Raw genomic sequence first — 12,543 nt, 5'->3', positions numbered from 1 at the left:
TTGTGTTTTAGACCTGCCAGGTTTTTGAAACCTAGCAGGTCTTTGAGTTCAAGTGATTGCAATATGAAAAGTGATTTTTGTCATGTGCTCTAATTTTGATGGTAAGCGTTAAGGTAATCTATGGCTTTTAATACGGTGGTTTCATCCATATCATGTACTTCAAAACCGGTTCCTAAAGCTTTTAGCAACATAATGGTTAACTTTCCTCCCAGGTGTTCCCTAAACTCATTAAGTCCTTTAATAACCTTGTTATTCAAATGACTGTGGGTGAGGTCAAATCCAGCGTTCAAAATGCAATTTAAAATGCGGGTTAGGCTTTCTTCGTCGAGGTGGCCTTTTAAGTAAGAATAGGTGCTGTCTAGGGCAATGCCTATAGCAACCGCTTCTCCGTGACGTATGCTGTAATTGGATAATTGCTCTAATTTATGGGCTGCCCAATGTCCAAAATCCAATGGGCGGGATGAGCCCTGTTCAAAGGCATCTCCAGAATTTTGAATGTGCTGCATATGCATTTCAGCGCACCGGTGGATTAAGGTGTTCATGGCGTCTTGGTCCCTGTTGTTAAGCGCTATCGCATTTGCTTCTATCCATTCAAAAAATACCCGATCTTTTATTAAAGCCACTTTTATAGCTTCTGAAATGCCCGAACGCCAATCGCGATCGTCTAGGGTCGAAAGAAATGTATCGTCGTTAATAACAGCAAAAGGCGCCGAAAAGGTGCCTACAAAATTTTTCTTTCCAAAGTAATTAATACCATTTTTTACACCTATTCCCGAATCGTTTTGAGAAAGGACCGTTGTGGGGATTCGTATTAAGCGAACGCCGCGATGGGCTATGGCCGCAGCAAATCCAACAGCATCCAAAACGGCACCACCGCCTATGGCAATAACATAGGAGTGTCGGTCAATGCCAAAACTATTAACGCTTTTTAAAATGGTCTTAATATGTGATTCGTCATTTTTTGCCTGCTCACCTCCTGGAATTTCCAGAATGTCGCCCTGTAGGTTTACAAATGTATTATGAGTTTTAAAATAGTTTGAAATCGCAGCTTTTAAATGTGGATGCGCTTTGGTTACACCATCGTCAATAATAACAATGGCATTGCTTTTTGTAGGGGCGTTATCTGAAAATAAATCGACAAGTATGGGGTTGTCAACCTCAAAAAGGGAACTTGTAAATATGAGGTTGAAGTTAATATTAACTTGAAACGATTGTTTTATAATTGTCGTTTTATTCATTATTAGGTCACTGGAAATTTCTTTGATAAAAATAACGATAGGGGTAAAAAGCATAGCAATAATAATGCCATGGTTATCGAACTGAAACCTGCCGTATAGCTTGCGTCAAGTGGGATAAGTGATAACACTCCCAGTTTAACGGCTTGTTGTATTAGTTTAGGATTGTTGTTAAGAATGGCCCTTAACTTGGCAAATGCATTGATGCCGTACCAAAACATTAAGAAAATGAAAGCATTCTTAATCGATAGATCGTAATATTGGTACATAGCTATAAACCCAATAACGATCATGACATCCAATAGCATGGCAATCGCAATCGCTATTTTATTTTTGCCTTTGGTTTCCTTTTGAGCGGTTAATGTAATGGCTGAAATGAATATTACAGGTAGCAAACCTATTAAATAGTACTTAGGGTCCAATGCCGTATTAATACTCATACCAAGGATAAGATTAACACCACGACATAGTCCCATGTTTAAGGGGCCTAAAGCGACATGGTGCTTGCTGTATTTGTCATATAAAAGTGCTAAAAGCATGATGGCCATGGCCAAAAAACCACTGGTCTTGGAAACCAAAAAGGCAGCAATAATACCTAATGCGAAAAGTGTTGTTCCAAGCGATTGGGCTGCTTTTAGTGATAATCTCCCACTGGGAATAACACGCTCTGGGCGATTGATCTTATCCTGTTCAATATCAAAAACATCGTTAAAGACAATGCCCCCGGCATATAAGCATGCAGTGGAAACACCTAATAGGATGATATGTGTTATTATTTCCGGATTCCACATATTTGGAATTAAAAAACCGGCAATAGCTATACCCGCAATAATATCAGCAATAGAGGTGATAACATTTGCGGGACGCATAATTTGCAAGACAGCATACCATTTCATTTGTGTAATTAGTTTTTTTCAAAGGTTATACTTCACTTCGGCGGAACTCAGTGGCCATGACCTGCGCTGAGCACAGGCTGTAGCATCCATCGTTTAATGTTTTTAAAATGCTTTATTTAGAACCTTTAAAATGGATTGTTTTGGCTTCTTGTCCCCTTAATATGGTATTGCCTTCGTGCAAATCGGCTTGATTTACAGTAGTCTCGTTAAGCCAGTCCGATTCATTAAACTGTCCGCTTTGCCCATAAATGGTGAGTGCATTTTGGTAACAGGTCAAATGAATATCTTTGTCGGAAACACCATTCTTTTTCATTAGTGCAGCCGTTTTAGGAACCGATAGAGGATCACTTACACCCCAATCGGCCGAACTGTCTACAATAATTTGCTCCGAGCCATAGTTCTTAACAATATCGACCATACGCATTTTACTCATCTTTGTTTTTGGGTAAATGGTAAAAGCGGCCCAATAACCACGATCACGAACCCATTTAACGGTCTCTTCATTATTGTGGTCGATAACTACCTTATTGGGCGATATGCCATGTTCTTCAATAACATCCATGCTCCTTAGCGTACCATTCTTTTTATCGCGATGAGGTGTGTGGATCATAACGGGAAGATCAAACTCCTTGGCTAATTCCAATTGCTGTCTAAAATACTTATCCTCGGCGGCGGTTTGGTCGTCATAACCTATTTCACCCACGGCAACAACGCCCTCTTTGGCTAAAAATTCGGGTAAGATGTCAATAACCTGTTCTGCTAAGGCTTCGTTATTGGCTTCTTTTGAATTTAAACCAATAGTGCAATAGTGTTTAATGCCAAACTGTGAGGCTCTAAAACGTTCCCAACCAACGAGCATGCTAAAATAGTCTTTAAACGAGCCAACACTGGTACGTGCCTGGCCTAGCCAAAAGGCGGGTTCGATAACCGCAACGATACCGGCAGCTCTCATGTTTTCATAATCATCGGTGGTTCTGGAAACCATGTGGATGTGCGGATCTATATAATTCATAATATATGTTTTATTTAGTTTTTACCTATGCGATCCCAATATTCACTGTTTAGATTGGGATTATCTTGTTGCAAAATTTGTTCTATGACTTCTTTTTCCAATCCATCAAAGGATCGTTCTGAAATTAGTTGTTTTATGTCATCTCTAAGATAGCCTGCTACCATGCGCCATATTTCAAGAGAAACCTGTCTGCCTGCAGCCCAACGCTCTTTTACATAGTCTTGAAGCATATTTGCTAAATGTTCATTCTTTCCTAAATCGATGTTTTGAACATTATAAAGGGGCCTATCCATAAAGAAAGACTTCAGGACCAGTTGATTCCAGGCCTCTTCATCAAGGTATTGCAGGGCAAAAGGATTACCAGATGCAATGGCATCAAAAACATTTACCATGTTGGTACGGATGCCTTCAGCAACTTGAGCACTAAAATCGGATGCGTTTTCCAGAAAATAAAGACCTCTGTATAAGACCACTTGTTCTTTCATTTCGGCAATCTCAAAAAATGCTTCTATAATGGTTTTATTTATCGATATATCCAAGGCCAACATCAATAGAATACGCGCCAGATCTTGCTTGCTCCATGGTGTTTTTGAAAATCCGGGGTATATTATTTCTAATTGCTCCAATTCGTCGGGAGACCATGTTATGGTTTCACTACCAATAAATCGTGAGGTAAGACTAAAAAGCATATTAAACTTTTTACAGGTCTCTATATTCGAAATAATGGCTGTTTTAGCAAGAATCCAGTCTAGTTCTTTAGAATTAAATTTAGATTTTGCTAGCGTTATAAATTGTTCTTGTTCCTTAAATGAACTCATCTTTTAAAAGTAAAATAGAAGCGGTTATTATTATGCTATGCTTTTCTCTGTTTAAGTAAGTATAAAACACCCAGGGCTGCTATTAAAAGTCCTAAGAATTCCCTGGACCCTTCCAAATAAGGTTTCTCGTATACCATTTTACCAAATAGTTCTTCTTTATGCTCTGTTTGTAAATAAGTGATGAACAATGAGAGGTGAAAGGCAGAATAGGCCAATAAGGCTATGATAATTAATATGAGTGCCTTCTTAGGAATTTCCCTGAAATTGGAATATAAAAAAATAGCAGCAACAAACCCGTAGATTGAAACCCATACTACGGCATCAGGATCATTGAGCTGCAAAACAGCAAAAATGCCAAATAGTATAAAGAGTACGATGTTAATTGTTTTTTTTGATTTATTCAAGGTCCTTGGATTTTATAAAAAATTACACCTACGTTGTAAAATTAACTAATTTACAGTGGAGGGCGTCATTATTTAGCAATAAAACAATAGCTTTTTTTTGTTTTTCTCAACTATTGGTAGAACATAAGAAAAACAAGTAATCCTATTGTAATTGCCATCCTTCTCTGTATTCTCGCTTTACAAATTGATTGGCTTCGTCAAAGTTTTTAACGGTCATGTTAATGCCGTCCCATAACAGTTTTTTTCTGCCTGGGTATTGGAATTGGTTGGGTTTTGTTTCCTGTCTAAGCATATAACTTCTAATTGCCAGATTGCCCATTAAAACACTTTCTGTGAGAGGTCCTGCATAATCAAATGATGAAGTTAAAGCTTTGTGTTTTGCTTTGCCAAAGCCTTCTTTGCAGGCTTCTACCCAAGAGGAATGGTGACCGTGTTCGGGTAAAATGTCTTTTTTATCATCGGTAAACGTGATGAGTTCTCCATTATTCAAATAGACCTTAGGGGCTCTTCCATAGGTGCCGCAGGTCATAATGCCTTTTTCTCCAATCATGATAACACCATTGGTACTGTCGTTGTCTCCAATAGGATGGTCAGCAGGAATAAGGTCTGGGTGGAATGGACGTAAACCGCCGTCGGACCAAGTTAGTGTGACTTCAGATTTGTTTTTTGCTGAAGCTGAAAACTTTAATTGCGTTCTAGATGAAGGTGGACAAGATTCTGGTAGATATTCTGGAGACCAGTCTTTTTTGAAAACGGCCCCAACACTGCTTTCCACTTCGGTAGGATAACCAAGTCCTAAAACTCTATAAGGAGGATCCATTAAATGGCATCCCATATCGCCCAGGGCTCCGGTTCCAAAATTCCACCAACCGCGCCATTTAAATGGGTGGTAGAGTGGGTGGTAATCTACCCATTGGGAAGGGCCTATCCACGTGTCCCAATCCAATCCATCCAATAATGCTGGTTTTTCGGTAGGGGTGGCAATACCTTGTGGCCAAACGGGTCTGTTGGTCCAAACATGGACTTGATTTACAGAGCCAATCATACCCTCGTCAAACCATTTAGTCATTTGTTTAACGCCATTCCCTGAAGCACCTTGGTTTCCCATTTGGGTTACTACTTGGTATTTGTTAGCTGCTTCAGTAAGCATTCTAGCCTCATAGATATCATGGGTTAAAGGTTTTTGAACATATACGTGCTTACCAGATTGAATGGCGGCCATAGCGATAACAGCATGTGTGTGATCTGGTGTTGAAACGGTTATGGCATCAATGTCGTTTCTGCCATCAAGAAGTTTTCTAAAATCTTTGTATCTGGCAGCATTTGGAAATTTTTCCATTAAGGCTTTAGATTGATTCCAGTCGACATCGCAAATAGCAACAATGTTAGAAGCTCCATTGTTCCAAGTATTAATAGCGTCTGAATACCCTTTGCCGCCGCCTCCAATAACAGCGATATTTAATTTATCACTAGGCGGAATAAACCCTTTGCCCATAACATGTCGAGGGATAATTGAAATGCCTAAACCTGTTAATGCGGTTGTTTTTATAAATGTCCTTCGGCTATTTTTTTTGCTATTTGTCTCCATGGTTTAAGTTTTTAAAAACTATCAGAATTTTTATAGGCTTCAATGACTTTTAATTCGCCTTCTTTGCCGCTTATGGAATTGCCATGTTCCATACCCAATATACCATTGTAACCTTTGGAATGAATAAATTTAAACACATTTTTATAATTTATTTCACCTGTGGTAGGTTCATTACGCCCTGGATTGTCACCAATTTGAAAATAGGCTATTTCATCCCAACATTGCTCAATATTTGGAATTAAATTGCCTTCTTGAATTTGTTGGTGGTAAATATCAAATAATATTTTACAAGCAGGGGAATCGACGGCTTTACAGATTTGATACGCTTGTGGCGATTCACTTAAAAAGAGCCCTGGATGATTCCTGAAATTTAAGGGTTCAAGAACCATGGTGAGGTTATGGGGTTCTAATATAGCCGAGGCTTGTTTTAAAGATTCTATAACATGTTCGGTTTGAAAACTCATATTTTGTTTTAAATCTACATGTCCAGGGACTACGGTCATCCATTTGGCGTTTACACGTTTGGCAACTTCAACCGAAGATTTAATGTCGTTTAAAAACTCTTCTCGTTTTGTTTTATCACCACTAGCTAAATTGGGTTCTTTCCAATAAATTTTATGGGCTACAAACACGCCCATGGTCATATTCCTTTTGGCCATGGTTTTGGCCATTTGTTCTTGGGTATCTGTAGACCTGCCCTTCATACCGTTATCTTCAAAAGCAGTAAAGCCTTGCTCTGCCATAAAGTTTAATTGGTCTATAGGGGCGACGCCTGCAAGGTTTTTAAACATGCCTAAGTGCGGCGCGTATTTTAGTTTGAACGTATGGTTTGGAACTGAGCTTTTTTGGCTTGCTTTATCTAAGGCATGTACGCCCAAAGCCCCCATACTAAATAAGGATGTTGTGGCGGCTGTTTTTCTTATAAATGCTCTTCTTTTCAAAATAACTTATTTTTAATAAAATGTGGTTTGACCGGGCATGGGAATAGGGTATTCGCCTAGTTCGTTTGGAACAACGGGGGGCACGGAATTAAAACTGAGCATGTCCTCATCTGGAACTAATTTCAAGTCTGAATTCATGGCTTTGTCCCAGCTTATTTCTTTGCCAGAGTATGTTGCCATACGACCTAAAATGGCGGTCATGGTGCTTTCTGCCCCATATTCTGCATTGTTTATTACTTCTTCGCCCGATCTTATTGCAGCAAAAAGCCTGTCGTGTTCTACTTGGTACGGATTTTTATCGTTTTCGCCATCGTGTTTGTATATGTTGTTTCCGTCGTAGGATTTTAAAATGGCAGTGTTGCCACCACCAGTATAAGAGGTTCCTAAAGTGCCCTGAAAGGTTTCTGAAACTTGACTGAAACAACCTGGTTGATGTCTACACTGACTGGAAATAATGGCGCCACTAGGGTAGGTGAACTCTACAAAATGGTGATCGAATATTTGCCCGTGGTCTTTTCCTTTTCTTACTTCCCGACCACCCATGCCTTGGGCCTTAATGGGAAGCTCTCCAATAAACCAATTGGCGACATCTATGTTGTGTATGTGTTGCTCTAGTATATGGTCACCACATAGCCAGTTAAAATAATACCAGTTTCGCATTTGGTATTCCATTTCGGTCATAGAATCGGTTCTAGGGCGCACCCATACGCCAGCACCGTTCCAGTAAACTTGCCCAGATACAATTTTGCCTAAATCGCCATTTTTTATGCGTCTATTCAATTCAATATATTCTGCTTGATAACGCCTTTGCAAACCAACTACAACATTAAGCTTTTTCTCTTTAGCCAGTTTTGCTGCGTTCAATACTTTTTTAATACCGGCAACATCTGTAGCAACAGGCTTTTCCATAAAAACATGCTTGCCTTGTTGTACTGCATATTCAAAATGTTGGGGTCTGAATCCTGGAGGTGTGGTTAAAATGACCACGTCGGCTTCGTCTATGGCTTTTTTGTAAGAGCCAAAACCAACAAACTTCATACTAGGTTTTAGTTCGATTCTGCTTTTATCAAATATTTTGGATAGGTTCCCATGGGATTTTTCAATTTGATCTTCAAAAGCATCTGCCATGGCAACCAATTTTACATTGCTGTCTGCTTTAAGCGCTTGAACTGCCGCTCCTGTACCCCGGCCACCGCAACCAACGAGGGCTAGTTTTAAGGTTTTTTCCTTTTTAGTAGTATGCATAGGAGAAGCAAAAAGTGAAGGGCCTAATAAAATGCCTCCCGTAACTAATGAAGATTCTTTTACAAAATGCCGTCTGGATATTTTTTTGTCTTTCATAGTGTATGTTTTAGTTTGTTAAGTTTAAAAGTCAGCGATAGCTTCAAGCCAATATGCTTTTATATCTTCTTTTGAGGGTTGTACTTTAGGCCTTACTATTCTAAATCCGATAAAAGGGGCGTCGGTATGCCACCAGTTACTTTTGGGGATCTGAGGGTCTCTTCTTTTCCATTTAGGGTTTGATGTTTGTCTGGATGTGCAGCACAATTTATCGGCCGTATCTTTCCATGAACCACCTCTTAAAACGCGAGGGTATAGTTTGGAGGGCTTGTTCCAGGGATTATTTTCCGGTGAGTTTTTATAGTAGTTTGGGTCGTATTGATCCAAAACCCATTCTGAAACATTGCCCAATAAATCGTGAACACCTAAGGAATTAGCTTTTTTGGTTCCCGTCTTTTCATATTTTTCGTTGCTGTTTTCGGCATACCAGCCAATATCGCTTAAGGAATTGTTTTGATCGGTGTTTCCCTTTTTACAGACGTATTCCCATTCTGCTTCGGTGGGCAAACGATAAAATATTCCGGTTTTTGAGGTGAGCCATTTGCAATACATTAAAGCGGCATATTGGGTCATGTTAACCGCCGGAGAACTGCCTTTGCCCATATTAAAACTCATATCTACATAAGGAGGTGTGGCTCCAGATACGGCGTCGATACCCAATGCTTTTAGTTTGGAATCATCTTGAAATTGTGAAGCATCAAAATTTGCATATACAAAGGCGTCGTACTGCTCCCAAGTTATTTCATATTTACCTATCCAAAAATCATCAACGGACACCTTGTGAGCTGGGTTTTCATCAGCTTTGCCTTGGTCATTGCCCATTATAAAATGGCCACCTTCAATAGCGACCATGTCTATGGAAATAGATGCGCTCTCTACTTGCTGGGAATAATCTTTAAAGTTTTGTGATAGTGCTACGTTTGATAGTAACCCCAAAAAAAATAAAGTGTTAAGTTTTGTAATGGTCTTTATCATTTTAAAGTTCTAAAATCTCAATATTTTTAAATTCAACAGGGTGGCTTTCGCTTTGTAATGAAATATAGCCTCCTTTTAAAGGAGTACCTTCTTTGCTTTTCCATAGCTCGGCATTATAGTCCACTGGCCCCCCAATTTGGGGTTTGTAGTAAGTGAGTACATTATTGCCATTAATGAAATGCTTGATTATAGAATCGTTTCTCACTTCAATTTCAACATTTACCCATTGGTCCCCATTGTATGTTTTAGATGAAGAATCAATGCAGTGCGATGTGTAAAGTTCGTCATTTATAACGACATGAGTACCAGGGGTGCATAAATTCCCTGTTGGGCGTTCGCCAGAATTTAATCCGCCTAAAAGTTGAACTTCTATTGAAACAGGAAAGTCTTGATTTAGTCCTATATTTTTAGGGTCTTCACAATGAACCATGATGCCACTGTTTCGGGTTGCCCATCCAGCGCCGCCTTTTACCTGTTCGCCAGTAAATCTGTATTGCATTCTGAATTTATAATTGCTAAAAGGCTTTTTGTAATAAATATGGCCAAATGCATTGTTAAAAGAATCGTAAGCCTTATAGTTTACTTTCATAACGCCATCTTCAACAATAAAGGTGTTTTTGTAATTCTCTCCCAGAGGATGCCCTTTTATTTTAATGATCCAATTGTTTAAATCTTTGCCGTTAAATAAAGATTTCCAGTTTTCGGCTTGTTGTTTGGTCTTGTTTTGGCAATTAGTTAAAATAACGAGGCACAAGAGTAGAAGCCATGTGTTTTTTGTAAATAGTTTAGTTTGCATTATTTGTATGTTGGGTTTTATAAAGACCAGGATTTGCCTCCGGTTAATTCTTGTAGGTTGCCACAATAATAGGCTCCTGGAACTGGGTCGTAGGCTAAAACCTTTTCTCCAACCTCTTCGGTGGTTTTGTACGCGTTAATGGCCATCCATTTAATGCTGTTTAAAAATTCGGATGTTGTTAGGTCTAAAGATTCTGGATTGGATGCTCTTTCCTCATCGACCTCTCCTTTAATTAACATGTGTTTGTCCAGTAGCGCTTTGTAACTGTCTGGTGTTATTTTTTTAATATCATCTTCAGGGTTGGGCCTTAACAGACCAATGATATTGTTAAATCCTGTTTTGTATTGTCCTTGGTCTTCATCTTCAAAAACTTCATTCATGTATTTGTCAATAAACTGCGGGATATTGAGCTCTAAAGCCGATGGCAAATTTTCTGTTTTAGGTAAAATAATATCGACCAAGTTTGTTAAAACCACACCTTCTTGTTCACTTAAAAATTCTGGAGTCCAAGATTTGACATCATTGGAGCAACTTTGTAATAAGCTAATTACAGAGGGTGTTGCAACAAAAAAGGCAGATGTTAAGCCTATGTTTTTTAATGCTTCTCTTCGTTTCATCTGTTTATTTTCATTGTTTTTTATTGGTCAGACCTGCCTTGCCGGCAGGCAGGTGGAATGCCCTTATTATCATTTCGGCTGGTTTGCAACTTTTTGCTAATGGGCATTTCATATAAAAAAAATTAAGCGTTATTCTTTTTAAACTGCTCTGCTGCATGATTTGCCGCTCTGGCAGTAAAGGCCATGTAGGTTAAGGATGGGTTTTGGCAGCCTGCCGAGGTCATGAAAGAGCCATCGGTAACATATACATTGTTGCAAGAATGAATTTGATTGTATTCATTTAAAACCGATGTTTTAGGGTCTCTGCCCATTCTGGCAGTACCCATTTCGTGTATGCCCAATCCCATGGCTCTGCCTTCTACATTATCATACCCTTCTACATCTTTAAACCCTGCCGCTTCCAACATTTTAACCGCTTGTTCCTGCATGTCCTTACGCATGGCGAGTTCGTTTTCTCCAAAATCGGCATCAAAGGTTACGGTGGGTAAGCCCCATTCATCCAATTTCTCGTAATCTAAATACATTCTGTTGCTGTGGTTTGGTAATGTTTCTCCAAAACCGGTTAATCCAACCGACCATTCTCCTGGTTTTAGGATGGCCTCTTTTAAAGCTGGTCCATATTTTAGTTCGGCAACCATTTCGGAAGTGCCTGATCTGCTTGCGCCACCTTGGAAGCCATAGCCTCTTTTGAATTCTTTTTTATCAGTTTCTCCGCCAATGTTCCTAAACCTTGGGATGTAGATGCCGTTGGCCCTCCTGCCTTTGGTGTATTTGTCTTTAAAAAGGTTGGTTTTGGCTCTTGCCCCTACATGAAAATGATGGTCCATAATATTATGTCCCAGTTCGCCACTGTCGTTTCCTAATCCGTTAGGGAAGCGTTCCGATTTGGATTGCATCAGGATAGAGGCCGAAGCAATGGCGGAGGCACACAAGAAAATAATTTTAGCTTTAAACTCAATTTTTTCTTTGGTTTCAGCATCAATTACTTTAACGCCTGTAGCTTGTTTTGTGGTATCGTCGTAAACCACCTCGTAAACAATCGAGTTTGGTCTCAAGGTCATGTTTCCTGTAGCTTCAGCGGTTGGTAGGGTAGACGAATTACTGCTAAAGTACCCGCCGTAGGGACAGCCTCGCATGCATCGGTTTCTATATTGGCATGTGCTTCTGCCTAAGCCTGGTTTTGTGCCTTCTGTAATATGGGCTACCCTGCCTATGGTGAGCAATCGGCCGTCATCAAAATGCTCGGAGATTTTAGACTTTAAATGTTCTTCAACGCAATTAAGGTTCATTGGTTTTAAAAACTTTCCGTCTGGTAATTGTTTTAATCCCAAATTTTCACCACTTACCCCAATAAAGTCTTCAACGTGGTCGTACCAAGGAGCAATATCCTTATAGCGAACGGGCCAGTCTACAGCAATGCCTTCTTTTTTGTTGGCCTCAAAATCTATATCACTTAGGCGATAGCTTTGTCTGCCCCACATAAGGGAACGTCCGCCAACATGGTATCCTCTAATCCAATCAAAACGCTTGTTTTCATTATAAGGATGTTTTAAATCGTCTACAAAAAAGTGTTTGCGGTATTCCATGGTAACATAACCGGTTCTATGCTGTTTGTGCATCCTTTCTTTGGTTTCCTTTGTAGGGGCCCCACCATTAGGCATGTCCCAAGGATCTAGGTGTGCCGTTGGGTAATCTTCAATATGTTTTACCATTCTGCCACGTTCAAGGACTAGGGTTTTTAAACCTTTTTCGCAAAGTTCTTTGGCAGCCCAGCCGCCAGAAATGCCAGTTCCTACAACGATTGCGTCGTAAGTTTCTTTAGAAGGATCTAAACAGGATAAGCTCATTTATAATGTTTTAAAAGGAATTTTTTTGTGGATGAAATTTTTATTTAGAGGCAAATTAGCTATTTTGCGGTGA

At 39.5% G+C, this 12,543-nt stretch carries 12 protein-coding genes; all 12 read right to left on the bottom strand.

Going from position 1 to position 12,543, the window contains the following annotated elements; translation table 11 throughout:
* Nucleotides 1-89: 89 nt before the first annotated feature.
* Nucleotides 90-1,238: a 3-dehydroquinate synthase gene (locus tag MR062_RS03820; RefSeq protein WP_242202758.1), complete on the bottom strand. Its 1,149-nt coding sequence runs from the start codon at nt 1,236-1,238 to the stop codon at nt 90-92.
* A 2-nt stretch (nt 1,239-1,240) separates the two neighbouring features.
* Nucleotides 1,241-2,131, bottom strand: a complete 891-nt coding sequence (gene eboC / locus MR062_RS03815) for a UbiA-like protein EboC (RefSeq protein WP_242202757.1) — start codon at nt 2,129-2,131, stop codon at nt 1,241-1,243.
* Nucleotides 2,132-2,243: 112 nt separating this feature from the next.
* Nucleotides 2,244-3,143: a TatD family hydrolase gene (locus MR062_RS03810; protein WP_242202756.1), complete on the bottom strand. Its 900-nt coding sequence runs from the start codon at nt 3,141-3,143 to the stop codon at nt 2,244-2,246.
* A gap of 14 nt (nt 3,144-3,157) precedes the next feature.
* Nucleotides 3,158-3,961 carry an EboA domain-containing protein gene (locus MR062_RS03805; RefSeq protein WP_242202755.1) on the bottom strand — a complete coding sequence of 268 codons (804 nt, stop codon included), beginning with the start codon at nt 3,959-3,961 and terminating at the stop codon, nt 3,158-3,160.
* Between the two features lie 35 nt (nt 3,962-3,996).
* On the bottom strand, nt 3,997-4,365 hold the full coding sequence (locus tag MR062_RS03800; RefSeq protein WP_242202754.1) for a transmembrane 220 family protein: 369 nt from the start codon (nt 4,363-4,365) through the stop codon (nt 3,997-3,999).
* Between the two features lie 142 nt (nt 4,366-4,507).
* Complete coding sequence (locus MR062_RS03795) at nt 4,508-5,953, bottom strand: Gfo/Idh/MocA family protein (RefSeq protein WP_242202753.1); 1,446 nt, start codon at nt 5,951-5,953, stop codon at nt 4,508-4,510.
* 11 nt (nt 5,954-5,964) lie between these two features.
* Entirely contained in the window at nt 5,965-6,894 is a 930-nt protein-coding gene (locus MR062_RS03790) for a hydroxypyruvate isomerase family protein (RefSeq protein ID WP_242202752.1), read from the bottom strand.
* Between the two features lie 12 nt (nt 6,895-6,906).
* Entirely contained in the window at nt 6,907-8,235 is a 1,329-nt protein-coding gene (locus MR062_RS03785) for a Gfo/Idh/MocA family protein (RefSeq protein ID WP_242202751.1), read from the bottom strand.
* Nucleotides 8,236-8,259: 24 nt separating this feature from the next.
* A complete protein-coding gene (locus MR062_RS03780; protein WP_242202750.1) occupies nt 8,260-9,210 on the bottom strand; it encodes a formylglycine-generating enzyme family protein in 951 nt (316 codons plus the stop codon).
* A 1-nt stretch (nt 9,211) separates the two neighbouring features.
* Nucleotides 9,212-10,006, bottom strand: a complete 795-nt coding sequence (locus MR062_RS03775; protein ID WP_242202749.1) for a 3-keto-disaccharide hydrolase — start codon at nt 10,004-10,006, stop codon at nt 9,212-9,214.
* Nucleotides 10,007-10,023: 17 nt separating this feature from the next.
* Nucleotides 10,024-10,623 carry a gluconate 2-dehydrogenase subunit 3 family protein gene (locus MR062_RS03770; RefSeq protein WP_242202748.1) on the bottom strand — a complete coding sequence of 200 codons (600 nt, stop codon included), beginning with the start codon at nt 10,621-10,623 and terminating at the stop codon, nt 10,024-10,026.
* A 122-nt stretch (nt 10,624-10,745) separates the two neighbouring features.
* Entirely contained in the window at nt 10,746-12,470 is a 1,725-nt protein-coding gene (locus tag MR062_RS03765; protein ID WP_242202747.1) for a GMC oxidoreductase, read from the bottom strand.
* Nucleotides 12,471-12,543 lie beyond the last annotated feature (73 nt).

The sequence above is a fragment of the Aestuariivivens insulae genome (assembly GCF_022662195.1).
GTDB lineage: Bacteria > Bacteroidota > Bacteroidia > Flavobacteriales > Flavobacteriaceae > Aestuariivivens > Aestuariivivens insulae.
Note: the sequence above shows the minus strand (reverse complement) of the source record. Positions and strands in the feature narration are given on the sequence as shown.

What these genes read in the sequence shown, in the direction of transcription:
- eboC (WP_242202757.1), bottom strand. Translation starts at nt 2,131, where the DNA reads ATGAAATGGTATGCTGTCTTGCAAATTATGCGTCCCGCAAATGTTATC.
- MR062_RS03770 (WP_242202748.1), bottom strand. Translation starts at nt 10,623, where the DNA reads ATGAAACGAAGAGAAGCATTAAAAAACATAGGCTTAACATCTGCCTTT.
- MR062_RS03810 (WP_242202756.1), bottom strand. Translation starts at nt 3,143, where the DNA reads ATGAATTATATAGATCCGCACATCCACATGGTTTCCAGAACCACCGAT.
- MR062_RS03765 (WP_242202747.1), bottom strand. Translation starts at nt 12,470, where the DNA reads ATGAGCTTATCCTGTTTAGATCCTTCTAAAGAAACTTACGACGCAATC.
- MR062_RS03785 (WP_242202751.1), bottom strand. Translation starts at nt 8,235, where the DNA reads ATGAAAGACAAAAAAATATCCAGACGGCATTTTGTAAAAGAATCTTCA.
- MR062_RS03795 (WP_242202753.1), bottom strand. Translation starts at nt 5,953, where the DNA reads ATGGAGACAAATAGCAAAAAAAATAGCCGAAGGACATTTATAAAAACA.
- MR062_RS03780 (WP_242202750.1), bottom strand. Translation starts at nt 9,210, where the DNA reads ATGATAAAGACCATTACAAAACTTAACACTTTATTTTTTTTGGGGTTA.
- MR062_RS03775 (WP_242202749.1), bottom strand. Translation starts at nt 10,006, where the DNA reads ATGCAAACTAAACTATTTACAAAAAACACATGGCTTCTACTCTTGTGC.
- MR062_RS03805 (WP_242202755.1), bottom strand. Translation starts at nt 3,961, where the DNA reads ATGAGTTCATTTAAGGAACAAGAACAATTTATAACGCTAGCAAAATCT.
- MR062_RS03820 (WP_242202758.1), bottom strand. Translation starts at nt 1,238, where the DNA reads ATGAATAAAACGACAATTATAAAACAATCGTTTCAAGTTAATATTAAC.